Genomic DNA, 26,336 nt, shown 5'->3' on the forward strand with positions numbered 1-26,336 from the left:
CCGGTACCGGCGTTGTCAGTTACAGCTACACCCTCAACGGTAACGATGCCCATCCGACGGCCAACGGCGCCAACAGCCTGAGCGAACACTTCAGCGTGGTGGCTACCGATACCGATGGCAGCAGCGCTACGGGGTCGCTGGATGTGAACGTGGTGGATGACCTACCCACCGCAGTCAACGACAGCAACCCGGGCACGGCCTCGGAGAGCCAACTGACCCTGACCGGCAACGTGCTGACCAACGACACTCAAGGTGCAGACCGCGTGCCTAGTGGGCCAGTCACGGCGGGCACGTTCACCGGTACCTACGGCACTCTGGTACTCAATGCCAACGGTTCCTACACCTACACGCTGAACACCTCGGATGCCGACTTCAAAGCCTTGCACGGCAATGGCAACGGCACTGAAACCTTCGCCTATACGATTACCGATTCCGATGGAGATCCCAGCACGGCGAATCTGGTGCTGCAGATCCATAACAATGACGATCCGGTGGTCCTTAACGGCCTGGACGTCAATGGTGGCGAACTCACCGTCTACGAGAAGAACCTGACCACCGGCAGCAGCCCTAATACCCCGGCCCTGACCCAGAGCGGCACTTTTACCGTGACCGCGCTGGACGGCCTGCAAACCCTGAGCGTGGGCGGTATCAATGTGGTCAGCGGCGGTGTGGCTGCGGGCTTCCCGCAAAGCGTCACCACCGCCCTGGGTAACACCCTGACCATCACTGGCTACAACGCCGGTACCGGCGTTGTCAGTTACAGCTACACCCTCAATGGCAACGATGCCCATCCGACGGCCAACGGCGCCAATAGCCTTAGCGAACACTTCAATGTGGTGGCGACGGATACCGATGGCAGCAGTGCCACCGGAACCCTGGACGTGAACGTGGTGGATGACCTACCCACCGCAGTCAACGACAGCAACCCGGGCACGGCCTCGGAGAGTCAGCTGACCCTGACCGGCAACGTGCTGACCAACGACACTCAAGGTGCCGACCGGGTAGCTTCGGGCCCAGTTACGGCGGGCACGTTCACTGGCACTTACGGAACCTTGGTGCTTAGCTCCAACGGTTCCTACACCTACACGCTGAACACTTCGGATGCCGACTTCAAAGCCTTGCACGGCAATGGCAACGGCACTGAAACCTTCGCCTACACCATTACCGATTCCGATGGAGATCCCAGCACGGCGAATCTGGTGCTGCAGATCCATAACAATGACGATCCGGTGATCCTTAACGGCCTTAACGTCAACGGTGGCGAGCTGACGGTCTATGAGAAGAACCTCAGCGATGGCAGCAGTCCCAATACCCCAGCCCTGACCCAGAGCGGCACTTTTACCGTGACCGCGCTGGACGGCCTGCAAACCCTGAGCGTGGGCGGTATCAATGTGGTCAGCGGTGGTGTGGCTGCGGGCTTCCCACAAAGCGCTACCACTGCTTTGGGCAACACACTGACCATCACCGGCTATAACGCCGTTACCGGCGTGGTCAGCTATAGCTACACCCTGCTGGACAATGAGGCCCATCCAACGGCGCAGGGTGCCAACAGCATTGCCGAACACTTCAATGTGGTGGCCACCGATGGCGACGGCAGTGCGGCTTCCGGGGTGATAGACGTCAATATCGTCGATGATCTGCCCGGCGCTGTGGCGGACACTGCCAGCGCAGTGGAAGGCGCCACCATCAATGTCAGTGTGCTGGGCAATGATGTGTTGGGTGCCGATGGCGCTGCAGTCGGCGGCGCGGTGGTCGGTGTGCGCGCCGGCAGCAATACCGCCACCTCGGCCATTGGTGGGCTGGGCACTGGCATCGCTGGCACCTACGGTACCCTGACCCTGGATGCCGCCGGCAACGCGGTGTACCACAGCAATCCGAACTCGGTGAGCCCGCCCGGAGCCAGTGATGTCTTCACCTACACCATCCGCGACAGCGATGGTGATGAGAGCACCACCACCCTGACCATCAATGTCACTGACAGCGGCCTGAAGGCGGTGACCGATCAAGACGTTACTGTCTATGAGAAAGCCCTGGACCTGAACAAGGATGGCCAGGATCTGGCCGCTGGCACCGTGATCGGCAGTAATCCGGGCTCCACCGCGGAAACCGCCAGCGGCACCCTGGTGGGATCGGTCAGTGGCGGCTCCGGAGGCATCACTTTCAGCCTGGTGGGCAGCGCCACAGGCAGTTACGGGCAGATTCTGCTCAACCCCAATGGCACCTATACCTACACCCTGACCTCGGCGCCGAAAACTACCCCCAGCGCCAACGATGGCGCCAATACCCTGAGTGAAAGTTTCACCTACAAGGCCACCGATGCGCTGGGCAACAGCACCACAGGCAGCATCCTGGTGAGCATTGTCGATGATGTGCCCAAGGCGGTGGCCAGCGAGCGCTCCGTCACGGCGGTGCAGGTGGATTCCAACCTGCTGCTGGTGATCGATGTGTCGGGCAGCATGGCCGATCCTTCCGGTGTCACTGGGCTGACGCGGCTGGACCTGGCCAAGCAGGCCATCAGCGCCTTGCTCGACAAGTACGACAACATGGGCGATGTCAAAGTCCAGCTTGTCACTTTCAGCAGCACTGCCACCGACCGGACTCCGGTGTGGGTAGACGTGGCCACGGCCAAGTCGATTGTCGCCACGCTGGTGGCTGGGGGCGGGACCAACTACGACGCGGCGGTGGCGGCGGCGAAGCTGGCCTTTGTCACCAGCGGTCAGCTCACGGGTGCGCAGAATGTCGGTTACTTCTTCTCCGATGGCGCGCCCACTGCGGGTCAGGAAATCGGCACCGCGGACGAGGCAGCCTGGAAAGCCTTCCTCGACGCCAATGGCATCAAGAACTATGCAATTGGCCTGGGCAATGGGGTCAGTAACACCAACCTCGACCCGCTGGCTTATGACGGCAGTACCCACATCAACACCAACGCGGTGGTGGTCACCGATCTGAACCAGCTCAATTCGGTGCTGGCCGGTACGGTGCAGGGCTATCCGGTCACCGGTAGCCTGCTGGGGGATGGTGGCAGCTTTGGTGCCGACGGCGGGTTCATCAAGTCGATCGTGGTGGATGGCGGAACCTACACCTACGACCCCAAAGGCAACAGCAACCAGGGCTCGCTGACCTTCAGCGGTACCACCAACAACGGCACCTTCAATACCGTCAACAACAGCGTCAGCATCGCTACCAGCAATGGCGGCACCCTGGTGGTGAATCTCGATACCGGGGACTTCAGCTACAGCTCGCAAAAGGTCACAGGCTCGGTAGTCACCGAAACCTTCGGCTATACGGTGAGCGATAACGATGGAGACCTGGCGAGCTCGACCCTGGTGGTCAAGGTCAATCCCAATTCGCCTCCGGTCGCCGGGGATGACCACGTCATCACCAACGTGCTGTCCAGCAGCGTGGCGATTCCCGGGGATGTGCTGCTGGCCAATGACAGCGACGCCAATGGTGATCCGCTGAATGCGGCGCCCACCACGTTCAACACTGGTTGGGCGGCCAGGGGCGCGGAGTTCACGGCGGCCAGCCAACAGACCATCAGTTTTGCCGGCACGGGCAACAATAGCGCCAATCAGGCCATCACCATTGATCGCGCCTCGTTCAATGCCAATGCGGCGACCATGACCGCGGTGGTGCTGGTCAGTGGTTACCTGGGGGCTGTCACCAACGCCAATGCCAACGATGAGGATGTAATCACCGTCAACCTCAAGCAGGGGGAAACCCTGAATCTGGATCACAATCTGGTTGCCGGCCACATCACCATGGAGTACGCCTTCAACGGCGGTGCCTACACGGCGATCGCCGATGGCGGTACCTTCACGGCGGCGGCAGACGGGCCCTACCAGATCCATATCGTCAACATCACCAACACCAGCGGTAGCAACACGACGGCCGCGGAATCCTATCAGCTGACCATGACCGTGAATTACTCCGGGGCGCAGAACGTCACCCCGGATTACCACGGTACTTACACGGCCAGCGATAGCCATGGTGGCAGCGATGTCGCGGCAGTGAGCATCTCCTATCAGGATGGACACACCCTGACCGGGACGTCCGGTGATGATGTGCTGGTGGCGGGCAGTGGTGACAGCATCCTCATTGGCGGCGATGGCAACGACGTCCTGACAGCGGGTGCGGGCAACAACTCCCTGTACGGTGGCAACGGCAATGACCTGCTGTTCAGCGGGCCGGGCAATGACCTGCTGGATGGCGGAGCGGGTATCGATACCGCCAGTTATGCCCATGCCACGGCGGCGGTGACGGTCAACCTCGGCCTGGTGGGAGCGCAGAACACCCTGGGCGCGGGCACCGACACCCTGACCGGCATCGAGAACCTGGTGGGTTCGAACTACAACGACACCTTGACCGGCGATGGCAATGCCAACGTCATTACCGGCGGCCTGGGCAATGATGTGCTCAATGGCGGTGGTGGCGATGACCTGCTGATTGGCGGGATGGGTAACAACACCCTGACTGGAGGCAGTGGCAGCGATACCTTTCAGTGGCTGCAGGGCAACAATGGGCACGATGTGGTGACCGACTTCACGCCGGGCACCGACAAACTGGACCTGTCGCAGCTGTTGCAGGGGGAGAATGCGACTTCCGCTTCCCTGGATGACTACCTGCACTTCAAGGTCACTGGCAGTGGCGCGACCCTGGTCACCAGCATCGATGTCAGTGCGGCGGCGGGGGCGACACCGACCCAGACCATTGATCTGGCGGGTGTCGACCTGGCCAGCCATTACGGAGTTACGCCGGGGGCAGGCGGGGTGATTGCCGGGGGGGCAGATACGGCCACCATCATCAACGGCATGCTCAACGATCACTCGCTGAAGGTGGATACCGTCTGATGCTTGTCACGGTCCTTGAGGCCGCTGCCCCGGCAGCGGCTGCAGGGACGGCTCAGGGGCGCTGCAAGGTTTTCTGCCGCAGGATGTAAGTGCTGACCAGCACCGCGCTGGTCAGCATGAAGCTGCGCGCCCAGATTGACGGCACCAGGTAGCAGGAAAAGCCGATGCTCAGCCACATCAGGCTGATCGCGTACACCTTGCCCTTGAGCGGAATGCCATTGCCATCCAGGTAGTCGCGGATCCATGGCCCCAGGTGCGGGTGCTGCACCAGCCATTGGTAGAAACGTGGCGAGCTACGGGCGAAAGAGGCGGCCGCCAGCAGCAGGAAAGGGGTGGTGGGCAATACCGGAAGGAAGATGCCGATGACCCCCAGCGCTACGCTCAGCCAGCCGATGGCCAGCAGAACGTAACGCAATACCCGGGGGCGTTGGCCTATGGACTTGGCCATAGGCGCCGACTCAGTGGTGACGAGGCTTGAGCAGCGCGGGTTTTTCGTCGGGGGCGTTGCACAGCAGGTACAACGCCGTCAGGGCTTCGGGGATCTGTACGATCATGTCGTCCATCAGGTTGGCATCGGTGGCGATGTCCGAGAATTCCGGCTGCTCGTCGAACAGGCCGGAGCCGACCATGATCGGCAGCAGCATCTCGCTGACTTCTTCCTCTGCGGTTTCGAACCAGGCCGCTTCACGCAGGAATACGCCCTCCATGAAACCGATGCACCAGCCGCGCAGGTCGGAGTCGTCCGGGTCGTCGCCCAGGTCGAGTTCGCAGGGCAGCTCGAACTCCTCGTCGGAGGCCAGTTGGCGGGCGATGTGCGCCTTGAGGGCCAGCAGCGTGGATTCGATGGCTTCGCGTTCGGCGTCGTCGCGGTAGTGCGGTTCTTCGGCGAACAGGGCGTCGATCCACTCACGGTCGGGAACGCTTTCCGAACAGATCGACAGCGCGGTCAGGTAGCCGTGAGCGGCCACGTAGTCCAGCGCCTCGTCGTGCAGATCATCTGCATCGAGGAAGACTTGCAGGCGGGTTAGTTGCTCAGCGAAGGACATTGACGGCTACCTTGGGGAATAAACGATGCTGAATTCTAGGCTTTCTTGCGCGCTCAAGCCAGCTGTGGGGCAGATTTGAGCGGTTCTAAAGGTTACCAGCGGTCCTTTGTCCGCGCCCTCTGTCGGGTAGGGCTCGGGTATACTGCCGCGTTTTGTGATGCCCCGCAGGCCCGAACGCAGTTGCGGACAAGTCCGCTAACGCATTTGTCGGTGAAGCGTGCCGGTTTTTCGGCCAGTCTGCGCCCAGGGAATTCGGTGATTTTTGGAGTTTTTCATGCTCGAACAGGCTCAACGCGTCCTCAAGGACATCTTCGGCTACGACAGTTTCCGTGGTCGCCAAGGTGCGATCATTGAGCGCGTGGCCAGTGGCGGCGATGCCTTGGTGCTGATGCCCACCGGTGGTGGCAAGTCCCTGTGCTTCCAGGTCCCGGCCCTGCTTCGCGAAGGATTGGCGGTGGTGGTATCGCCCCTGATCGCGCTGATGGACGATCAGGTAGCGACCCTTGAGGAACTCGGTGTCGCGGCTGCCGCCTTGAACTCGACCCTGAGCGCCGAGCAGCAGCGTGACCTGGCGGCGCGCATTCGTCGCGGCGAGGTGAAGATGCTCTACCTGGCCCCGGAACGCCTGGTTCAGCCGCGCATGCTGGCGTTCCTGCAGAACCTCGACATCGCCCTGTTCGCCATCGACGAAGCCCACTGCGTGTCCCAGTGGGGCCACGATTTCCGTCCCGAGTACCTGCAGTTGGGGCAACTGGCGGAAATGTTCCCCAATGTGCCGCGCATTGCCCTGACCGCCACCGCCGACAAGCGCACCCGGGAAGAGATCGTCAATCGCCTGCACCTGCAGGACGCCGAGCGCTTTCTCTCCAGCTTCGACCGGCCGAACATCTTCTACCGCATCGTACCCAAGGAGCAGCCGCGCAAGCAGTTGCAGGCGTTCCTCAACGAGCGGCGCAGCGATGCCGGGATCGTCTATTGCCTGTCGCGCAAGAAGGTCGACGAGGTGGCGGCCTTCCTCTGTGAGCAGGGCTTTACCGCGCTGCCGTATCACGCCGGCCTGCCCAACGAGCTGCGGGCCTATCACCAGAAGCGCTTCCTCAACGAGGAGGGCCTGATCATGGTGGCCACCATCGCCTTCGGCATGGGCATCGACAAGCCCAACGTGCGTTTTGTCGCTCATATGGATTTGCCCAAGTCCCTGGAAGCCTACTATCAGGAAACCGGTCGCGCCGGCCGTGACGGCCTGCCGGCGGATGCCTGGATGGCCTACGGGCTGCAGGACGTGCTGATGCTCAAGCAGATGCTGCAGAACTCCGAAGGCGACGAGCGCCACAAGCGTCTCGAGCAGCACAAGCTCGATGCGATGCTGGCCCTGTGCGAGGAAACCCGCTGCCGGCGCCAGACATTGCTGGCCTATTTCGATGAAGACATGCCCCAGCCTTGTGGCCATTGCGACAACTGTGTCGACGGGGTGCAGACCTGGGACGCCACCGAGCCGGCGCGCCAGGCACTGTCGACGATCTACCGCACCGGCCAGCGCTATGGCGTCGGTCACCTGGTGGATGTGCTGCTGGGCAAGGACACGGAAAAGGTGCGCAGCTTCGGTCATCAGCACTTGTCGGTGTTTGGTGTCGGCAAGGCTCGCAGCGAAGGCGAGTGGCGCTCCCTGTTTCGCCAGTTGGTGGCGCGCGGGCTGGCGGATATTGACCTGGAAGGCTACGGCGGCCTGCGTCTGAGCGACAGTTGTCGTCCCTTGCTCAAGGGCGAGGTGACCCTGGAGCTGCGCCGCGATCTCAAGCCGCAGAGCAGCCCGAAAAGCAGCACCAGTCAGGCCAGCCAGCTGGTACGGGGCGAGGAACGCGAGCAGTGGGAAGCGCTGCGAGCCCTGCGTCGCAAGCTGGCGGAAGAGCATGGGGTGCCGCCTTATGTGATTTTCCCCGACTCGACCTTGTTGGAGATGCTGCGCAGCCAGCCCGGCTCCATGGCGGAGATGGCCGAAGTCAGCGGCGTCGGTGCGCGCAAGCTGGAGCGTTATGGCGCGGCCTTCCTCGAAGTGCTGGGGGGCGGTGTCGAGGCGCCGAAGGTGGTCGCCGATATCCGTCACGAGTTGATCACCCTGGCCCGTGCCGGGATGACCCCGGTGCAGATCGCCGGGCAGCTGCAATGCACGGAAAAGAATGTCTACACCTTGCTGGCCGAAGCCATAGGCAAGCAGCAGTTGTCTCTGGAACAGGCTCTGGACCTGCCGGAGGACCTGCTGGGAGAAATCCAGGATGCCTTCCTCGACGGTGAGGGCGAATTGCCCCCGGTGGCCGAGATCAGCGAGTTGTTTGCCGGACGCGTGCCTGAAGGGGTTTTGTATTGCGTGCGCGCGGCCTTGCAGTCGGAGTTTGAAATATGAGGGGGTGCGTCAATGTTGTAACGATTCAGTCCCTTACAGGCCTTGCCTCCGTGCAAGGGGCATGCTTAGCTGACTAATAATTAGGTTTTCTTTATTTTCAGTCTGATCATGAGTGTTTTATGCCGTTAACCGATGAACACCGTTTTGGTATGCAGCTGGCGCATATGTCTCGCGGCTGGCGTGCCGAACTGGATCGCCGCCTGGCCGGGCTCGGCCTGTCCCAGGCCCGTTGGCTGGTGCTGTTGCACCTGGCTCGTTTCGAAGACGCGCCAACCCAGCGTGAGCTGGCACAAAGTGTCGGCGTGGAAGGTCCAACCCTGGCCCGTCTGCTGGACAGCCTGGAAACCCAGGGTCTGGTCCAGCGTCAGGCGGTAATGGAAGATCGTCGGGCGAAGAAGATCGTGCTCTGTCCTTCTGCCCGGCCTCTGATCGAACAGATCGAAACCATTGCTACCGCCTTGCGCCATGAATTGTTCATTGGCGTCGACGATGAAGACCTGCGGGTCTGCATGCGCGTTCATGGGCGCATCCTGGCCAATCTGGAAAAATCCTGACACCTTCCGCCGGGGTTGCCTGACCCCGGTTCGTCCTGTATTCGCCTCTCCCTGAATATTGCTGATTGCGCCACCCGGTGCGGCACTTGCGCGTCTGTCAGAAAGTCTGGCCGAGGTTCAGCGACAGGGCCTTCTGGTTGTCGTCGTTGAAGCCGTAGCTGAAATTCAATGGCCCCAGCGGTGTATCGAACCCGAGGAAGATGCTTGCGGCATTGATATAGCCGCTGTCAAAGGCGTTGTCGTTGTTCCACGCCCGACCACGCTCCAGCGAACCTCCCAGGTACAACGGGAAATCCAGCGGCAGGTAGGAGCGTGGCGTCAGTCGACGCAAGTACACGGCCCGGGCCAGGGTGATGTTCTGCCCGGACAACGCGTCCTGGCGGAAGCCCGACAACTGCCGGGCGCCACCGAGGAGGAAGCTCGAAGTCACCACGTCGGTGTTGTCCAGGGTCCGGCCGTAGCGTCCGCCGAGGACGAAGGTGTTGGGGCCGCTGCTCAAGGCCTTGTCCAGCTTGAATTCCCACTGGCGGTAGCGATTGTCCGAGCCCAAGCTGGGTTCGAACTGGCGCAGGGTCAGTCCGATGTCCTCACCGGAGTGCGGGAAGTAGACGTTATCCAGCGAATCGAAGGAGTACTGCAGCTGGTAGTAGCCTTCGTTGAAGTGCACGCTGGGCAAGTCGTGATCGCCGATGCGTACATCGGCCTTGCCCCAGGCTTCGCCGACACCGAAGCGGACTTCGCCGCTGTTGCCGATCTGTCGTCCCAGGTTGAGGCCGAGGCCGTAGCGTTCCACGCGATACTCGGCGATCGGATCGTTGTCCAGCACCGCTTCGACGTTCTGTGCTTCGGCGGCGATGAAGGGGGCAATGAAGTAGCGCGAGCCGGCGTCCAGTGGCTGGTAGAACTCGCTGTAGATTTCCTGCTGGTCGCCGACCTGCACACGGGTCAGCCACTCCGCACCGAGGCTGTTGATTCCGTTCATGCGATAGCTGGCGCCGATATTGAAGGCGCTGTCGCCACGCATGTCATCGGACAGGTTCAGGCCCAGGCGCAGGTAGTCGGTGCCGCTGCGCTTGCCGCGGGCACTGATCACCAGGGTGTTGTCCTGGCCCTTGTGGGTTACGCGATACTGCACCTGCTCGAAGAAATCCAGGCCGTACAAGGTGCCCATGTCGGTTTCCAGGCGGCCCAGGTCCAGGGGCTCGCCGATCCGCTGGCGGATGTAGTAGCGAATGACCTCATCGCTGACCTTGGAGTCGTTCTCCACCTTGATCGCGCTGATGATGGGCGTGCGCTGGCTGGGCTGGCGCGCGGCCGTCAACTGCGCGTCCTGCGGCTCGGCGGGGTGCAGGCGAGCCAGGCGCGCGTCGAGGATGCGGGTAGCGCGATAACCGGCGTCGATCACTTCCTGGGCGCGGCCGAAGTCGGTGACGCCGAAGCTCGACAGCGAAGGTTGGATCAGCACGTCGTCCTTGTGCAGAGTCGCCAATTGTTCTTCCGAGTTGCGGCGGGTCATCAGGGTGATGGACTGGTTGAGCACATCCACCACGGTATTGAGTTGCTTGCGCGAGCGCAGCGGGGTGCCGATGTCTACCACAATGGCAATGTCGACTCCCATGTCCCGGGCCACATCCAGGGGAATGTTGTCGGTCATGCCGCCGTCCACCAATAGCCGCCCATCCAGTTCCACCGGGGCGAATACCGCCGGAATCGACATGCTGGCGCGGATTACCTGGGGCAGGTGGCCTTTGCGGAACACCACCTTTTCGCCGCTGGCGATGTCCGTGGCCACGGCCCTGAAGGGGATTGGCAGCTTGTCGAAGTCCCGGGTGTCACTGGCGTGGGCCAGTTTGCTTTCCAGCAACAACGCCAGGTTCTGGCCCTGGATCACCCCCAGGGGCAGGCCGAGACTGCCGTCGTCACGGAAGCTGAGTTTCTGCTTGACCAGAAAGTCCCGATCGTCCTGCTTGCGCCGAAAGGGCACGTCCTCCCGGGGCGGGGCATCGGACAGGGCCTGTTTCCAGTCAATGTTCAGGGCCAGTTTCTCCAGCTCGTCGATCTTGTAGCCCGAGGCATAGAGCCCTCCGATCACTGCGCCCATGCTGGTGCCGGCGATCGCATCGATGCGGATGCCTTGCTCTTCCAGGGCCTTGAGCACGCCGACATGGGCCAGGCCGCGGGCCGCGCCCCCCGAAAGCACCAGGCCGATTTTCGGGCGCGGCGCTTCACTGGATTGAGCGATCAGGGGCAGCAGGCAGAGCAACAGGCAGGACAGCAGGCGGCGCATCGTGGATCTCGGGACGGGCGATGAAGCCGGCTATTATAGCGACGCCCTTGAACCCAGGAGTCCGCCGGACCATGACTGAACGTAAACCCGAAGTGATCATCACCTATTGCACCCAGTGCCAGTGGCTGCTGCGGGCGGCCTGGCTGGCACAGGAGCTGCTGAGCACCTTCAGTGACGACTTGGGCAAGGTGTCCCTGGTGCCCGCTACCGGTGGAACCTTTCATATCAGCTGCGATGGCGTGCAGATCTGGGAGCGCAAGGCCGACGGCGGCTTTCCCGAAGCCAAGGTGCTCAAGCAAAGGGTTCGCGACTGCATCGACCCCGAGCGTGACCTGGGACACAACGACCGGGTTCAGTGAGAGCCGGCCGGCGCCGTTGTGGCCTGCTTGTTTGAGGCGGCCGAGAGTCGGCTCGACACCACGATCGCGACGATGATCAAGGCGCCCCCCATCAACATGCGCAGCGTCGGATTCTCGCCGAACAGCAGCCAGGCCACGGTAATCCCATAGACCGGTTCCAGGGCGAAGACCACCGCCGCCGTGCGAGCCTTGATCACCGCCAGGCTGGCGACAAACAGGCTGTGGGCCAGACCGGTGCAGAAAATCCCCAGCAGACTGATCCACAGCCAATCCATGGCCCGCACCTGGCCAAGCTCGGGGGCCGCCACCGGCAGCAGGCACAGGGCGACCACCATGTTCTGGCAGAGGGCCGCCTGCACCGCGGGAATGCGTCCGGAACTGGCGCGGTTGTTCAAGGACAGCAGGGCAAACAGCAGGCCCGAACCCACGGCCCAGAGCAGGCCGGTGGTGGCCTGGCTGGCGAGGTCGAAGTCCGGTGTGACCAGTACCAGGCCGATGCTCACCAGGCTCACCAGCAGTATCTCGTTGAAGCGGATCCGCTCGCGGAAGATCAGCCCCTCCAGAATCACCGTGAAGGCCGGGAAGCTGGCAAAGCCCAGGGTCGCGATGGCCACCCCGGCGACCTTCACCGCGACGAAGAAGCTGACCCAGTGTCCGGCCAGTAACAGGCCACTGAGCAGCAGGCGCCGCCAATCGGTGGCTGCCAGTGTCTGCCAGGGCGTGGCGCTGGCCAGGCGCGCGAAGCCAGCCAGGGCCAGCACGGCAAAGGCCGCACGACCGAACACGATAACCGCAGGCGAGGCGACGGCCAGTTTGCCGAACACGCCGGTCAGGCCGAACATCAGGGCGCCGATATGCAAGGCGCCAAGGGCGGTACGTGGAGTCATCTTGATCCTCAAACAAAAGACGGTGACGGCCTGAAGGGCTGCGGCTCAGTTTAAGTAGGGTCGGTGCCAGCGTCTGTCGCGATCCTGGGTTTTTTTGTCGAGGGATTAGCCTGGGCTCCCTGCCTGAGCCGTCGGGGGGAATGACCGAACTCGCGCAACATGGCGGCAGCGAAGGCGCTCTGTGAGCTGTAGCCCACCCGGCTGGCGATCTCGCCGACCGGCAGGGCCGAACCACGCAGCAGTTCCAGGGCCATGTGCAGGCGCCGTCGCCGCACGTATTCCATGGGCGTTTCGCCACACTCGGCGATGAACCGTGCGTGCAAGTGGGCGCTGGAAAGACCGGCAATTCGTGCCAGATCGGCCACCTGTAGCGGATGGGCGGCGTGGCGTTCTATGTGGGCCTTCATGGCGGCGTAGGGCAGCCGTCGCTCGCCAGGATGAAGCGGCGTCGAGTGGTTGAGGCTGGCCAGCAGCAGGACTGCGCCTTGCTGGGCAATCAGGGGATCGTCCACCGGGCTGTCCGCCAGCCAGTTGACCAGGCGGCTCTGGCTCGGCCCGAGGAGCCGATGTCGGGGCACATCGAGCAAACGCCGGCTGGCCTCGGCGTGTTCGCCCAATGATTGTTGCACCCAGTGTTCATCGGGGATGTCCAGCACCAGGCAATGGCTTCCACTGGGGCTGCCGCACACATGCCGGGCGCCGGCCGGCACCACCACGAAGCTCTGTTGCTGCACCTGACTGCCCCGGCCTTCGACTTCGAAATCGAGCTGGCCACGCAGGCCGAACACCAGTTGCGCATGCTCGTGGCTATGGGCGATCAGGTCGTGAGTGTAATGGCGCAGGGTGAGGATAGATCCCATCACGGTCTCCTTGGCAGAGGCGCAGTCTACACCGCCAGTCGGGCGGTTCGGGCTGTCATCGCATTGCCGCATTTTTGTCATGGGCTATTAATCGCTGGGGCGCAAGCTCGCAAAAAATCCCGGAGAGCGTCCATGACCCATGTCGAACTCGCCAAGCCCAGTCGCAAGCAACGGGTACGGACCTTATGGATTTCCGACGTACACCTGGGGACCCGGGATTGCCAGGCGGAGCATCTGGCGCAGTTTCTCAAGGGCTACCAGGCTGATCGCATCTACCTGGTGGGGGACATTATCGACGGCTGGAAGCTGCGCGGCGGCATGTACTGGCCCCAGGCCCATACCAATGTGATCCGCCGCTTGCTGACCATGAGCAAGCGCGGCACCGAGGTGATCTATGTCACCGGCAATCATGACGAATTTCTGCGCCGTTACTCCAAGCTGATCCTGGGCAATATCCAGTTGGTGGACGAAGCGGTGCATGTCACGGCGGATGGGCGTCATCTGCTGGTGATTCACGGTGACCAGTTCGACGTCATCACCCGCTATCACCGTTGGCTGGCCTTTCTCGGCGACTCGGCCTACGAGTTCACCCTGACCCTCAACCGCTGGCTCAATCACTGGCGGGCGCGTTATGGCTACGGCTACTGGTCGCTGTCGGCCTACCTCAAGCACAAGGTCAAGACCGCGGTGAGCTTTATCAGTGACTTCGAGGAGGCCATTGCCCACGAGTGCGTCAAGCGCGAGCTGCACGGGGTGGTCTGTGGCCACATTCACCATGCCGAGATCCGCAAGGTCGGTGAGGTGGACTATCTCAATTGCGGTGATTGGGTCGAGTCCTGCACCGCGTTGATCGAGCATTGGGACGGCAGCATCGAACTCTATCGCCTGGCCGACGCCCAGGCCCGGGAAGCCCAGCTCAAGGCCGAACTCACGAAAGTGGCGGAGCCGGCCTGAGCAGGAACGGGCCTCAGTCGGAGTCGGACTGTTCCATGGCCGCCTGGTACAGCGACTGCCGGGGCTTTGCGAACAGCCGTTGCAGCATGGGTTCGAAGAAGCTCAGGGGCAGACTGGCGTAGGTTGGGTCGAACGCCGCGGCATCGTACTTGGCGCAGAATTCGGCAGTGCGCTGGTACAGCGGATGCTCGCAAAATTGCTCGCGCAGATGGCGGTCCATGCCCAGATGGTGGAAGAAGTAGTAGCCCTGGAAGATTGCGTGCTTTTCCACCATCCACAGGTTCTCCGGGCTGACGAAGGGCTTGAGGATGGCGGCGGCGATATCCGCATGATTGTAGGAACCCAGGGTGTCGCCGATGTCGTGCAGCAGGGCGCAGACTACGTACTCCTCGTCGCGCCCGTCATGCCAGGCGCGGCTGGCGGTCTGCAGTGAATGGGTCAGGCGGTCCACCGGGAAACCGCCGAAGTCGCCTTCCAGCAGCTGCAGGTGGGCCAGGATACGGGCGGGCAGTTGCTTGGCATAGGCACTGAAATCCGCAGCGATGATCGCCCAGTCCTCTTGGCTGCCATCCCGCATGTGGGTGAAGCGTGCGTGAGCCTTCATCGTTCGGCCTCTTGTTGTCAGGGGAAGTCGGGCCTGTGCCCGAGCCCGGCCGTGGCATTGATCGCGCGGTGGCGAGGACGGATGGCCGGTGGGCTCTAGAACGGCACTTTGCCGAGAATCATGTCGCGGTACATGACGAAGTCCCCCAACAGGCTGTACAGCGGGTGCTGAAAGGTGGCCGGACGATTTTTTTCAAAGAAGAAATGCCCGACCCAGGCAAAGCCGTAGCCGGCCAGCGGCAGCGCCAGCAACAGCAGCCAGGCACCCCTGCCGATGGCCAAGGCCAGGAGGAAGATCACCAGGCTGGTACCGATGAAGTGCAGGCGACGGCAGGTGCTGTCGCTGTGCTCGCTCAGGTAATAGGGGTAGAACTCGGCGAAGCTGCTGAACTGTCGGATGTTTTCCATGGCCGCGATCTCGGTTGTTTGTTGTTGTGCGGGCGGATGTTCTGCGGGAGCTTATGTGAGTCTAGAATCCCTGGCTGCGCAGGCCAGTGACAATAGGCGCCACTTTAGTATCCTTGGGAAATCGGCCGTAGCATGCGGCTTGTCATGTAAGAAGCCCTAATGAGCGAACGAACGACTTCTGCAAGCTGGGCCTTGGGAATAGTCAAGGCTCTGGAGATGGATGGCCTGGACTGCCGTGCTTTGTTCAAGCAGTTGGGGCTCGACTACGGCGCTCTCGAAGACCCCGACGCGCGCTTCCCCCAGGATTCGATGACCCGGCTCTGGCAGCGTGCCGTCGAGCTGTCCGGCAACCCGGCGATTGGCCTGAATATGGGCAAGGTGGTGCGTCCCGCATCCTTTCATGTGGCCGGTTACGCCTTGATGTCGAGTCGTACCCTGGTCGAAGGCTTTCAGCGTCTGGTGCGCTATCAGCGCATCATTGCCGAAAGTGCCGACCTGAGCTTTCGTCTTTTACCCGAGGGTTATGCGCTGATCCTGACGGTACATGGCGACCATCTGCCGCCCACCCGGCAAAGTGCCGAGGCCTCCCTGGCCTGCGCGCTGGCCCTGTGCAGCTGGTTGACCGGGCGTGCCCTGCAGCCACGCAAGGTCCTGCTGCAGGGCGAGCAGCCCGAGGATGTGCAGCCTTACAAGGATATGTTTCATGCCCCGCTGGCGTTTTCCGCACCCTTTGATGCGCTGATCTTCGAACGTGCCGACATGGAGGCGCCGCTGCCCACGGCCAACGAGGCCATGGCCTTGCTGCACGACCGTTTTGCCGGTGAGTACCTGGCGCGTTTTTCTGAAAGCCGGGTGACCCACAAGGCGCGACAGGTGCTGTGTCGCCTGTTGCCCCAGGGCGAGCCCAAGCGCGAAGTGGTGGCGCAGGCCCTGCACCTGTCCCAGCGCACGTTGCAGCGTCGCCTGCAGGAGGAGGGCACCAGCTTCCAGACCCTGCTGGACGACACCCGGCGAGAATTGGCCGAGCAGTATCTGGCGCAGCCGCGCATGACCTTGCTGGAGATTGCCTACTTGTTGGGGTTCGCTGATCCGAGCAATTTCTTCCGGGCGTTCCGCCGCTGGTTCGACATCACGCCGGGTGAGTATCGGGCGCGCCTGCAGGCGCTGCCGGCGTCGGTCAATGACGCCAGAACGCCGGAATACACAACACGAACACCGTGATGATCTCCAGTCGGCCCAGGAGCATGCCCAGGGACAGGATCCACTTGGCGGCATCTGGCAGGGTCGAGAAGTTGCCCGCCGGGCCGATGGTTTCGCCCAGGCCCGGGCCCACGCCGGACACGGTGCTGGCGGCGCCGGTCAGCGCGGTCATCCAGTCCAGGCCCAGGAGCGACAGGGCCAGGGCAATCATGCAGATGGTGATGGCGAAGAAGAACGAGAAGGTCAGGATCGAACGGACGATTTCCTCGTCCAGGCGGTGGCCGTTGTACTTCTGCTTGATCACCGCCCGCGGGTGGATCAGCTGATTGAGGTTGGCCTTGAGCAGGATGTAGGCCACCTGGAAGCGGAAGATCTTGATCCCTCCGGCCGTGGAGCCTGAACAGCCGCCGACGAACCCCAGATAAAAGAACAGCATCAGTGAGAAATTGCCCCACAGGCTGTAGTCGCCCAAGGCGAAGCCGGTGGTGGTGACCACCGAAGTCACGTTCAGCGCCACGTGACGCAGGGCGTCCAGCCAGTGCAGGTCGGTGGTCCACCAGTACCAGGTGCCCAGCACCAGCCAGGTCACCAGGAGCATGCCGAGCAGGCCCTGGACCTGCTGATCCTTGATCAACGCCTTGCGGTTGCCGCGCAGGGTCGCCACATAGAGGGCGAAGGGCAGGCTGCCGAGGATCATCACCACCACCGCCACCCAGTGCACCGCCGGTTGCTGCCAGTGGGCCAGGGAGTCGTCGGAGGTGGAGAAACCGCCGGTGGAGATTGCCGACATGGCGTGGTTGATGGCGTCGAACACGTTCATGCCGGCCCACCAGAACGCCAGGCTGCCGAAGACGGTGATGCCGACATAGGTGGCGACAATCAGCCGCGCCACCATGTGCGAGCGCGGCATGACCTTTTCCGAGCGGTCCGAGGACTCGGTCTGGAACAGGCGCATGCCGCCAATGCGCAACAGCGGCAGGATGGCCACCGCCATGCCGATAAAGCCTATGCCCCCCAGCCAGTGCAACATCGAGCGCCAGATCAGGATGCCCGGGGACATGCTGTCCAGGCCGCTGAGCACGGTGGCGCCGGTGGCGGTGATGCCGGACATGCTTTCGAAGAACGAATCGGTGTAGCTGATGTGCTGGGTCAGCAGGAACGGCAGGGCGGCGAAGATGCACACCACCACCCAGCTGGAAACCGTCAGCAGGTACATGTCTCGCGGGCGCAAGTGGATGTGCTCGGGGCGCCCCGGGATCACCAGGGCCAGCCCGGCGATAAAGGTGATCATGCTGGCCCAGAGGAAAGACGGCAGGTCGCCGGTGCGATCGAAGATCACCAGTGTCGCCATCGGTACCACCATGGCGATGGCCAGGGTGATGAGGAAGATGCCGATGATGAAGCCAATGATTCTTAAAGTCGGCAACGCCATGTATTGCGCTCGGGCTGGTAGCTGAAGGGCGCTCATTCTACCTGCGGGGCAGGGCATGTAAACCGGCACCCTGGCGGCGGATGCCGTTAGAATGGCCGGACATTTTTTTCAGGAGGTGGCCGATGGAGGCTCTCGACGCTTTGCTCAACCGTGTTTCCGTGCCGCGCCTTGTGGAGCCCGCGCCCAGCGCCGCGCAGCGCGAAGCACTGTTCGCAGCCGCCCTGCGGGCGCCGGACCACGGGCAATTGCGCCCCTGGCGGTTCCTCACCGTCGAAGGTCAAGCCCGTGATCAGTTGGGTGAGCTGCTGGTCGAAGCCGTGCAGCTACAAGGCGGCGAAGTGACCCAGGCCGCGCTGGACAAGGCCCGGGCCATGCCTCTGCGTGCACCGCTGGTGGTGGTGGTCGTGGCGCGGCTGCAGGAGCATTTCAAGGTGCCCAAGTCCGAGCAATTGCTGGCGGCGGGCTGTGCCGCCCACGGCATTTTGCTGGCGGCCTATGCCCAGGGCATTGGCGCCGTGTGGCGCACCGGCGAGTTGTCCTATTCGCCGCACGTGGCCAAGGGGCTGGGCCTGGCTGAGGGGGAAGAGATCATCGCCTTCCTGTACCTGGGGACGCCGCTGAACGAGCCTCGGGTCGCACCGAAAATCGATACCGGCGAGTTTGTCAGCGCTTGGACCGCCAAGGCCTGATCGGCACCAGCGATCTCTGTATTGCATCGCGGGCAAGCCCGTTACCGCCGGACCTGGCAGTAGCGGTTTGCCCGCGCTGGTTTCAGGCGGGGGCTGGCGCGCCGGGCAGCAGGGGCAACTCCAGGGTGGCGATGAAGCCGCCCTGGGAATGATTGTCCAGTAACAGACTGCCGCCATGACGCTCCGCCGCCCGGCGAGCAATGGCCAGGCCCAGACCATGGCCGGGCGCGTTTTGCCCTGGCGCACGGAAGAACGGCTCACCCAATTGTTTCAGGTGCTCGGCGTCCACCCCGGGCCCGTGGTCGCGCACGCTGATCAGGATCCTGTCGCCGTGGCGCTGGGCCTGGACCTCGATCGGTTGCCCTGCGGGGTTGAAGCGCTGGGCATTGCGCAGCAGGTTATCCACCGCCCGCTCCAGCATGGTCGGCCAGCCCCGCAGGCTCAGTTGCGGCTGGGCGTCGATCTGCACCTGTTGCTCCGGGCAGGCCAGCTGCGCGTCTTTTTGCAGGGCCAGCAACAAGGCATTGAGGTCCACGTCCTCGGCGCTGGCGTTGTCCGCGTCGACCCGGGCCAGCACCAGGATCTCGCTGATCAGCGCCTCCAGGCGATCACATTCCCGAGTCAGTCGGGGCCAGAGCTTTTCCCGCTCTTCGGGGGCGGCACGCTCGGCCAGGGCCAGGGCGATGCGCAGCCGTGCCAGGGGGGAGCGCAGTTCGTGGGACACATCCCGCAGCAACTGGCGCTGGCTGCCAATGAGGCTTTGCAGGCGCGAGCCCATGCGGTTGAAGTCCCGGGCCAGCACGCCGAACTCATCGCGCCGATTGGCCAGGCGCGCCAGGCTGTTCTGCTGGTAGCTGGCCTGGCCCAGATCATGTACGGCACCGCGCAGGCGGCTCAGCGGGCGGGTGATGGACAGGGTCACCAGCAGGCTGAACAGGGTCAGCACCACCAGGGCGATGGCCAGGGCGCTAAGGGGCCAGGTCAGGCTGTCGCGGTGCCAGGCGTCCAGCTCCGGATGGGGGATGCGGTAGATGAACAGGTAGGTGTCGCCGGTGGTCGGGCTGGTGTATTCCGCGGTAAGGCGGCGCCAGGGCAGGTGGCGGTCGTCGTTGTTCTGCCGGGCCTCGAAGGCGGCGGCGCGGCGCGGGAACGTCCCGCGTACCACCGGGTCGCCGCTCTCATTGAGGACTTGAACATCGATGTGGTACTGGCGCTTGCGCTGCTGGAGGATGTCCTGGGCGGCGTCTTCGCCCTGGGTTTCGTAGGTTTGCGTCCACTCCGCGGTGAGGCTGTTGAGCCCCGGATGGCGGCTGAGGATCCAGGCGTCCTGGTTGAGCATGTGCCCGAGCAGGATCGACAACCCGGCAACCAGGGTGATGGCCAGCCAGAAACTGGCCAGGATGCGCCAGAACAGTGAACGCACAGAAACTCCTCGAACGCGAAAGCCCAGTGGCGCGGGCCACTGGGCTGGGGGATGAAGGCTAACGCATTATTGCGCCTTTTGCGGTTGTTGCGCTTTCCAGGCCTTGAACTCGGCCCATTCGGCGCGACGTTCTTCTTGTTTCTTGACGATGGCGTCGAACTCTTTCTGCTGCTCGGGCTTGAGCAGGGCGCGGATATCGGCCTGGGTTTTCTGCTGTTTGGCGGCCAGTTCGTCTTTCATGGCTTTCTGGTCGGCCGGCGAGAGTTTCTCCAGGTATTTTTCCACCACGGCCTTGCGGTCGTGCATCTGCTCGCCCATCAGCTTGCCGATCTGCTGGCGTTGCTCACGGCTCAGGTCCAGTTGACCGAAGGGGCCTTTGCCGCGCATGTGCTCGCTGTGCCGTGGACCGTCCATCGGCCCCATCGGGCCCGGGCCTTCGGGCATGGCCATGGCCACGGTTGGCAGGGCGGCGGCGAACAGCAGAGCGATCAGGGTCTTGCGCATGGTGTGTCTCCTTGTCTCATTCCCGGTAAGTTCCGGATGAGTTCAGGTTACCCAGATCAAGGTCAGCGGCGGTCAGTGGAGGGTAAAGCTTGGGTAAAGACGCCGGGCCGGCGCCCTGACAATAGCGTCGGGACGCGCTTACAGGCTGTAGTAGTAGCCGCGGCTGCGCAGGGCGACGATGCGCGGGCGACCATCGGGATGGGGGCCGATCTTCTTGCGCAGATTGCTGACGTGCATGTCCAGGCTGCGGTCGTACAGGGTCAGCTTGCGGCCCAGCGCGATCTGCGCCAGTTCCTGCTTGTCCAGAGGCTCGCCGGGTTGCTTGAGCAGGGCCTCCAGCAGGCGACTTTCGGAAACCGTGAGGCTGATGTCCTGCTCGTCGATGGTGGCCACGCCGCGAATCGGGCTGAAGCACAGGTCGCCCAGCTCCAGCTGACTGGAAGCCGCCACCGGGTGGCTGCGGCGCAGGACCGCGCGCAGGCGGGCGGTGAGTTCGCGAGGGTCGCAAGGCTTGGCCAGATAGTCGTCGGCGCCCAGTTCCAGGCCGAGGATGCGGTCCAGGGGCTCGCCGCGGGCCGAGAGCATCAGCACCGGGAGGTCGGGGTGGTCGTTGCGCAGTTGCTTGAGCAGTTCCAGGCCGCTGCCGTCGGGCAGCATGACGTCCAGCACCACGGCTGCCGGGGCCGCTTCGGCCAGGGCCCGGCGTGCGCTCAAGCCGTCGTGGCAGGCACGTACTTGAAAGCCTTCCTGGCCGAGCCAACTGCTCAGGAGCTCGCACAGCTCCTGGTCATCATCAATCAGTAACAGGTCGCTCATGAATCACTCAATTTAGCCATTGTCGACGCTTGCGATGCCCGCCACTGGCGAAGATACCGCAGAGCAGGGCGATCAGGGCCACGCCGCCGCCAGTGACGAACCATTGCTGCTGATCGGTCAGCAGTCGCGGCACCGGGTTGGCCTGGGCCTCTTTGAGCTGCAGCTTGAGGCGCTGGTTCTCCTGGCGCAAGCGGGCCAGCTGTGGGCTTTCCCGTTCGGCGTCGGCGCTTTGCAATTGTTTGCTCAGCTCTTCTCGCAGGCGCTCGCTTTCTTTCAAACGTTGCTGCAACTCGGTGATCTGACTGCCGGCGCTCAGGGACAGCGGCGTCGAATGGCCGGTTTCCTGGGGTTCCTCGGCAAGGGCCGGAGCCCCGATCGACAACATGACCAACAGCAGGCACAGCGGACCTTGGCGCATCGAAACTCCTGATTCCAATCGAGTGTTGGGCAGGTTGTCGGCCGTCAAACGAGAATAATGAGCGATTGAGAACGCGATGGACCCTGAAGGTTCATCGCGCCGGGGAGGATTTACGGCATCGATTGCCTGAACGGCTTGACTAGCACATTGGCGTAGACGCCGGCGGTGACGAAGGGGTCGGCTTCGGCCCAGGCCTGGGCGGCTTCCAGGGACTCGAATTCGGCGACGATCAGGCTGCCGGTGAAGCCGGCGGCGCCGGGGTCATTGCTGTCGATCGCCGGGTGCGGGCCGGCCAGCACCACACGCCCTTGTTCATTGAGTACCTGCAGGCGCTCCAGGTGCGCCGGGCGTGCGGCCAGGCGTTTTTCCAGGGAGTTGGCGACGTCTGTGGCAATGATTGCGTAAAGCATGTCAGTCCTCGGTTTTCGGGGTGGTGGGGTCGGCGTCGTGCAGGTGGCGCGACAGGTAGATACCCTGGCCCACCAGGAATAGTACGGTCATGCCCAGGCTGCCGAAGACCTTGAAGTCGACCCAGATGCTCTGGAAAGTGAAGGCGACGAACAGGTTGGCGGCGCCGCAGAACAGGAAGAACGCGATCCAGGCAATGTTCAGGCGGGTCCACACCGGATCCGGCAGGGTCAGGGCATGGCCCATGATGCGTTTGATCAGCAGGCGGTCGCCGATGAAATGGCTGCCGATGAAGGCCAGGGCGAACAGCCAGTTGACCACCGGGGCTTTCCACTTGAGGAAGGTTTCGCTGTGGAACGCCAGGGTCAGGCTGCCGAAGACCAGGCAGGCGACCAGGGTCAGCCACTGGCTCTTTTCCAGTTTGCGCTGGGAAATGAACAGCGCGCCGTACACCACCAGGGAACTGATGATCAGCACCGCCGTGGCGCTATAGATGCCGCCCACGCTGACTTCGTGCCCGGCCAGGTCGACGACCCGGGGGTCGATTTTATAGATGATGAAAAACAGGAACAGCGGGATGAAGTCGATGAATTGTTTCACAGTGGCAGCCAGAAGCAGGATGTGGCGGCATAATAACAAACATCCCTGATCGCGAAAGCGCCAGCTGACTTGAGGTTTTAACATCCTGTGAATGTCGATTTGCACTGCCATAGCACGGCCTCCGACGGCGCCCTGGCGCCTGCGGTTCTGGTTGCGCGTGCGTACGAGAGAGGCGTGCGAATCCTGTCCCTGACCGACCACGACACCCTCGAAGGGCTGGACGAGGCCCGTCAGGCCGCGGCGCAACTGGGCATGCAACTGGTCAATGGCGTCGAGCTGTCCTGCACCTGGGGTGGCGCCACTATTCATGTGCTGGGCTACGGATTCGATACCAGAGCCCCGGCTCTGGTGACCGCCATCGAGAAGCTTCACGCAGGGCGCTGGCTGCGTTCCGAGGAGATCAGCCGCAAGCTGGCCCTCAAAGGCATGCCGGGCGCCTTGGAAGGCGCCCGGGCCATCCAGCAGGAGCTGGGCGACAGCGGCAACGCCCCGGCGCGGCCGCATTTTGCCGATTACCTGGTGCGTGCCGGCTTCGTCAAGGACCGCGCCGAAGCCTTCCGCAAGTGGCTGGGGGCGGGAAAGCTGGGTGACGTCAAGCTGCACTGGCCCACCCTGGAGGAAACGGTCGGCACCCTGCGCGAGGCCGGTGCCTGGGTCAGCCTGGCCCATCCCTGGCACTACGATTTCACCCGCAGCAAGCGTCGCCGTCTGATTGCCGACTATATTCAAGCCGGTGGTCATGCAATCGAAGTGGTCAATGGCCACCAACCTGCGGAGCAAGTGGGCAGTTTGGCTATTCTTGCTCGTGAATTCGGACTGCTGGTCAGCGCCGGCAGTGACTTTCATGGTCCAGGAGGCTGGTCCGAGATCGGCGAATACCGCCCGGTACCCGAGGATCTGCCACCGCTATGGTGTCGCTTCAAACATGAGCCAATTATTGCCGCCTGAACAGGTAGAGACAGTGAGTCAATTTTTCCAGATCCACCCGGAAAACCCCCAGCCGCGCCTGATCAAGCAGGCTGTCGAGATCATTCGTGGCGGTGGCGTGGTGATCTATCCCACCGATTCGTCCTACGCCATTGCCTGCCAGATGGGCGACAAGGGGGCGATCGAGCGAGTACGGCGCCTGCGGCAGTTGGACGAAAAACACAACTTCGCGCTGATCTGCAGCGACCTGTCGCAATTGGGCCTGTTCGCCAAGATCGACACCGGCACCTTCCGCCTGCTCAAGGCCCACGTGCCGGGGCCTTACACCTTTATCCTCAATGCCACCCGTGAAGTGCCGCGCCTGCTGCTGCATCCCAAGCGCCGCACCATCGGCCTGCGGGTGCCGAGCAATCCCATTGCCCTGGCGTTGCTGGCCGAGCTGGGCGAGCCGCTGATGAGCGTCAGCCTGATCATGCCCGGCGATACCGAGGCCCTGAGCGATCCCTATGAGATGCGCCAGTTGCTGGAGCACCAGGTGGACCTGATCATCGACGGTGGTTTCGGCAGCACCGAGTCCTCCACGGTGATCAGCCTGGCCGATGGCGAGCCGGAAGTGATCCGCGTCGGTTGCGGCGACCCTGCGCCGTTCATGGCCGAGGCCTAGATGTCCGCAGTAGAAACCGTCGACGAGCAGGCCGGTGCCCAGCAGGAGCTGCCATTCGCCATGGTCTACGGCCAGGCGGTCATGGAAATGCCCCTGGACCTGTACATTCCCCCGGATGCCCTGGAGGTCTTCCTCGAAGCCTTCGAGGGTCCGCTGGACTTGCTGCTGTACCTGATCCGCAAGCAGAACATCAATATTCTCGATATCCCGGTGGCGGAAATCACCCGCCAGTACATGGGCTATGTGGAGCTGATGCAGTCGGTGCGCCTGGAGCTGGCCGCCGAGTACCTGGTGATGGCGGCGATGCTCGCCGAGATCAAGTCGCGGATGCTTCTGCCGCGTTCCGCCGAGGTCGAGGAAGAAGAGGACGACCCGCGGGCCGAACTGATCCGTCGCCTGCAGGAATACGAGCGCTTCAAGGCGGCCGCCGAAGGCATTGACGGCCTCAGTCGGGTCGGCCGCGATGTGCTGGTACCCAAGCTGGATGCTCCCGAGGCCCGAGTGCGCAAGCTGCTGCCGGATGTGGCCCTGGAAGAGTTACTGATGTCCATGGCCGAGGTGCTGCGCCGTGGCGACATGTTCGAAAGCCACCAGGTCAGCCGCGAGGCCCTTTCTACCCGCGAGCGCATGAGCGATGTGCTGGAGCGGCTCAAGGGCGGCGGTTTCGTGCCCTTTGTCGAGCTGTTCACTGCCGAGGAAGGGCGCCTGGGGGTGGTGGTGACCTTCATGGCGATCCTCGAACTGGTCAAGGAATCCCTGGTCGAGCTGGTGCAGAATGAGCCCTTTGCGGCCATCCACGTACGGGCGCGAGCCGAATAACGAGCTTAAATCATGAACCTGAATGAACCCCGCGAGCTGGCTTCCCTGCTCGAAGCCTTTCTGTTGGCCTCGGGAAAACCCCAGTCCCTGGAACGCCTGTTCGAACTCTTCGAAGAAGCCGAGCGGCCGGATCCTGCGGTCTTCAAGAAGGCCCTGACCCTGCTCGGCAAATCCTGCGAGGGGCGGGCGTTCGAGCTCAAGGAAGTGGCTTCCGGCTATCGCCTGCAGATCCGCGAAAAGTTCGCCCCCTGGGTTGGTCGCCTGTGGGAGGAACGCCCGCAGCGCTACTCCCGTGCCCTGTTGGAGACCATGGCCCTGATCGCCTACCGCCAGCCCATCACCCGTGGCGAGATCGAGGACGTGCGCGGCGTGGCGGTCAACAGCAACATCGTCAAGACCCTGCTGGAGCGCGAGTGGATTCGGGTGGTGGGCTACCGTGATGTGCCTGGCAAGCCGGCGATGTTCGCCACCACCAAGGCCTTTCTCGACCATTTCAACCTGAAGAACCTCGACGACCTGCCGCCGCTGGCCGAGCTGCGGGAGATCGAGGCCGAGCCGGTGCTGGAGTTCGATGACGCCCCCGTGCCCGAGCACTTGCAGCAACTGGCCGATGCCAGCGCCGAGCAGGAGGAGCCCAAGGAGGAAACCAGCTTCCATACCCTGTTGCTGGAGCTGGACTCCATGGAGGAGGGGATCAAGACCGACTTCGATGACCTGCATCGCGATGCTCCGGTAGAGCTGGAACAGGTGGAGCAGCAAGAACCGGTGCTGGGCCTCCCCCGGGAAGAGGTCCAGGCCGAAGCTGAGATCCTCGCTGATGAAGCCGATGAATTCCCGGTCGAGCCCGAGGATGAGCCACTGTTCGAAGCGCAGGACGATGTGCTGGGTGTCGCCGAGGCCCGGGCCAAGTTACTGGCCGCGGTAGCCGCGCTGGAGCCCGCTGCGCCGGAGTTGAGCGAAGAAGAGGCCGAGGCCCTGGCCCTGGCCGAAGCCATCGAAAACGAACGCCGCCTGCTGGACGACTGACCGTGTAGGAGCTGGCTTGCCAGCGAAGGCGTCAACCGCTCCGGTGCAAGGCCTGCGGCCTTTTTCGCCAGCAAGCCGGCCCGGCGCTGCGTCACCGGTGGGCGGAAAAAAGCCCGGGCGGCGACTTATCAACTAGTCTGTGATGCGCAATCGCCGCCATGAGCGTATGATTCGCGACCCTTTGGCGATCCCTTCGCCACA

General features: G+C 63.1%; 25 protein-coding genes. 11 read left to right on the plus strand and 14 right to left on the minus strand.

Annotation, left to right across the window (positions count from 1 at the left end; translation table 11 throughout):
• Positions 1–4,850: S-layer family protein (locus tag DNK59_RS27980; RefSeq protein ID WP_110725281.1), on the plus strand; the 4,850-nt coding region annotated here is incomplete at its 5' end.
• 52 nt (positions 4,851–4,902) lie between these two features.
• Here the strand turns inward: DNK59_RS27980 and DNK59_RS27985 are convergent.
• Both DNK59_RS27985 and DNK59_RS27990 read right to left on the minus strand, forming a co-directional pair.
• Positions 4,903–5,298 carry a YbaN family protein gene (locus DNK59_RS27985; protein ID WP_110725282.1) on the minus strand — a complete coding sequence of 132 codons (396 nt, stop codon included), beginning with the start codon at positions 5,296–5,298 and terminating at the stop codon, positions 4,903–4,905.
• 10 nt (positions 5,299–5,308) lie between these two features.
• A complete protein-coding gene (locus DNK59_RS27990; protein ID WP_016962628.1) occupies positions 5,309–5,896 on the minus strand; it encodes a YecA family protein in 588 nt (195 codons plus the stop codon).
• A gap of 274 nt (positions 5,897–6,170) precedes the next feature.
• Here DNK59_RS27990 and recQ point away from each other — a divergent pair, with 274 nt between their 5' ends.
• Positions 6,171–8,297 (plus strand): DNA helicase RecQ, encoded by a 2,127-nt coding sequence (recQ, locus tag DNK59_RS27995; protein ID WP_110725283.1) that lies wholly within the window; start codon positions 6,171–6,173, stop codon positions 8,295–8,297.
• A gap of 119 nt (positions 8,298–8,416) precedes the next feature.
• Positions 8,417–8,851, plus strand: coding sequence for a MarR family transcriptional regulator (locus tag DNK59_RS28000; protein WP_016962630.1), 435 nt, complete (start codon positions 8,417–8,419; stop codon positions 8,849–8,851).
• A gap of 97 nt (positions 8,852–8,948) precedes the next feature.
• Here DNK59_RS28000 and DNK59_RS28005 read toward each other — a convergent pair whose 3' ends face one another.
• Positions 8,949–11,138, minus strand: coding sequence for a patatin-like phospholipase family protein (locus DNK59_RS28005; protein WP_110725284.1), 2,190 nt, complete (start codon positions 11,136–11,138; stop codon positions 8,949–8,951).
• Positions 11,139–11,209: 71 nt separating this feature from the next.
• On the opposite strand from DNK59_RS28005, the gene DNK59_RS28010 reads away from it, so the two are divergent.
• Positions 11,210–11,497, plus strand: coding sequence for a SelT/SelW/SelH family protein (locus tag DNK59_RS28010; RefSeq protein WP_110725285.1), 288 nt, complete (start codon positions 11,210–11,212; stop codon positions 11,495–11,497).
• Here the strand turns inward: DNK59_RS28010 and DNK59_RS28015 are convergent.
• Both DNK59_RS28015 and DNK59_RS28020 read right to left on the minus strand, forming a co-directional pair.
• Entirely contained in the window at positions 11,491–12,384 is an 894-nt protein-coding gene (locus DNK59_RS28015) for a DMT family transporter (RefSeq protein WP_110725286.1), read from the minus strand. The two genes, DNK59_RS28010 and DNK59_RS28015, sit on opposite strands and share 7 nt — an antisense overlap.
• Positions 12,385–12,434: 50 nt before the next feature.
• The gene (locus DNK59_RS28020; RefSeq protein WP_092320494.1) at positions 12,435–13,244 is read right to left on the minus strand and encodes an AraC family transcriptional regulator; all 810 of its coding nucleotides are present in this window, start codon (positions 13,242–13,244) and stop codon (positions 12,435–12,437) included.
• A gap of 132 nt (positions 13,245–13,376) precedes the next feature.
• Between DNK59_RS28020 and DNK59_RS28025 the strand changes: the two genes are divergently transcribed.
• The gene (locus DNK59_RS28025) at positions 13,377–14,198 is read left to right on the plus strand and encodes a UDP-2,3-diacylglucosamine diphosphatase (protein WP_110725287.1); all 822 of its coding nucleotides are present in this window, start codon (positions 13,377–13,379) and stop codon (positions 14,196–14,198) included.
• A 13-nt stretch (positions 14,199–14,211) separates the two neighbouring features.
• Here the strand turns inward: DNK59_RS28025 and DNK59_RS28030 are convergent, their stop codons facing one another.
• Together DNK59_RS28030 and DNK59_RS28035 are read right to left on the minus strand one after the other, a co-directional pair.
• The gene (locus DNK59_RS28030; protein ID WP_110725288.1) at positions 14,212–14,802 is read right to left on the minus strand and encodes an HD domain-containing protein; all 591 of its coding nucleotides are present in this window, start codon (positions 14,800–14,802) and stop codon (positions 14,212–14,214) included.
• Positions 14,803–14,897: 95 nt separating this feature from the next.
• Complete coding sequence (locus DNK59_RS28035; protein ID WP_092320496.1) at positions 14,898–15,209, minus strand: DUF962 domain-containing protein; 312 nt, start codon at positions 15,207–15,209, stop codon at positions 14,898–14,900.
• Between the two features lie 159 nt (positions 15,210–15,368).
• Here DNK59_RS28035 and DNK59_RS28040 point away from each other — a divergent pair, with 159 nt between their 5' ends.
• Positions 15,369–16,430: an AraC family transcriptional regulator gene (locus DNK59_RS28040; RefSeq protein ID WP_092320497.1), complete on the plus strand. Its 1,062-nt coding sequence runs from the start codon at positions 15,369–15,371 to the stop codon at positions 16,428–16,430.
• Here the strand turns inward: DNK59_RS28040 and DNK59_RS28045 are convergent.
• Positions 16,387–17,841 (minus strand): TrkH family potassium uptake protein, encoded by a 1,455-nt coding sequence (locus DNK59_RS28045; RefSeq protein WP_092320498.1) that lies wholly within the window; start codon positions 17,839–17,841, stop codon positions 16,387–16,389. The two genes, DNK59_RS28040 and DNK59_RS28045, sit on opposite strands and share 44 nt — an antisense overlap.
• A gap of 122 nt (positions 17,842–17,963) precedes the next feature.
• Between DNK59_RS28045 and DNK59_RS28050 the strand changes: the two genes are divergently transcribed.
• Positions 17,964–18,530 carry a nitroreductase family protein gene (locus DNK59_RS28050; RefSeq protein ID WP_092320499.1) on the plus strand — a complete coding sequence of 189 codons (567 nt, stop codon included), beginning with the start codon at positions 17,964–17,966 and terminating at the stop codon, positions 18,528–18,530.
• A gap of 82 nt (positions 18,531–18,612) precedes the next feature.
• Here the strand turns inward: DNK59_RS28050 and DNK59_RS28055 are convergent, their stop codons facing one another.
• From DNK59_RS28055 to DNK59_RS28080, 6 genes are all read right to left on the minus strand, one after another.
• On the minus strand, positions 18,613–19,953 hold the full coding sequence (locus DNK59_RS28055) for a HAMP domain-containing sensor histidine kinase (protein WP_110725289.1): 1,341 nt from the start codon (positions 19,951–19,953) through the stop codon (positions 18,613–18,615).
• A 66-nt stretch (positions 19,954–20,019) separates the two neighbouring features.
• Positions 20,020–20,457, minus strand: coding sequence for an LTXXQ domain protein (locus DNK59_RS28060; protein WP_092320501.1), 438 nt, complete (start codon positions 20,455–20,457; stop codon positions 20,020–20,022).
• A gap of 138 nt (positions 20,458–20,595) precedes the next feature.
• Positions 20,596–21,273, minus strand: coding sequence for a response regulator transcription factor (locus DNK59_RS28065; RefSeq protein WP_016965848.1), 678 nt, complete (start codon positions 21,271–21,273; stop codon positions 20,596–20,598).
• Positions 21,274–21,280: 7 nt separating this feature from the next.
• Positions 21,281–21,691, minus strand: coding sequence for a translation initiation factor 2 (locus DNK59_RS28070; RefSeq protein WP_110725290.1), 411 nt, complete (start codon positions 21,689–21,691; stop codon positions 21,281–21,283).
• 110 nt (positions 21,692–21,801) lie between these two features.
• Positions 21,802–22,101 carry a YciI family protein gene (locus tag DNK59_RS28075; protein WP_060838104.1) on the minus strand — a complete coding sequence of 100 codons (300 nt, stop codon included), beginning with the start codon at positions 22,099–22,101 and terminating at the stop codon, positions 21,802–21,804.
• Between the two features lies 1 nt (position 22,102).
• Entirely contained in the window at positions 22,103–22,699 is a 597-nt protein-coding gene (locus tag DNK59_RS28080) for a septation protein A (protein ID WP_110725291.1), read from the minus strand.
• Between the two features lie 87 nt (positions 22,700–22,786).
• Here DNK59_RS28080 and DNK59_RS28085 point away from each other — a divergent pair, with 87 nt between their 5' ends.
• The 4 genes from DNK59_RS28085 (at position 22,787) to scpB (ending at position 26,135) form a co-directional block, all read left to right on the plus strand.
• Positions 22,787–23,647: a PHP domain-containing protein gene (locus tag DNK59_RS28085; RefSeq protein ID WP_016965852.1), complete on the plus strand. Its 861-nt coding sequence runs from the start codon at positions 22,787–22,789 to the stop codon at positions 23,645–23,647.
• 13 nt (positions 23,648–23,660) lie between these two features.
• Positions 23,661–24,290 carry an L-threonylcarbamoyladenylate synthase gene (locus DNK59_RS28090; protein ID WP_092320606.1) on the plus strand — a complete coding sequence of 210 codons (630 nt, stop codon included), beginning with the start codon at positions 23,661–23,663 and terminating at the stop codon, positions 24,288–24,290.
• 120 nt (positions 24,291–24,410) lie between these two features.
• Positions 24,411–25,109, plus strand: a complete 699-nt coding sequence (locus DNK59_RS28095) for a ScpA family protein (RefSeq protein ID WP_177431316.1) — start codon at positions 24,411–24,413, stop codon at positions 25,107–25,109.
• Between the two features lie 12 nt (positions 25,110–25,121).
• The gene (gene scpB, locus DNK59_RS28100) at positions 25,122–26,135 is read left to right on the plus strand and encodes an SMC-Scp complex subunit ScpB (protein ID WP_110725293.1); all 1,014 of its coding nucleotides are present in this window, start codon (positions 25,122–25,124) and stop codon (positions 26,133–26,135) included.
• Positions 26,136–26,336: the final 201 nt, after the last annotated feature.

The sequence above is a fragment of the Pseudomonas sp. TKO26 genome (genome assembly GCF_003225665.1).
Classification (GTDB): domain Bacteria; phylum Pseudomonadota; class Gammaproteobacteria; order Pseudomonadales; family Pseudomonadaceae; genus Aquipseudomonas; species Aquipseudomonas saponiphila.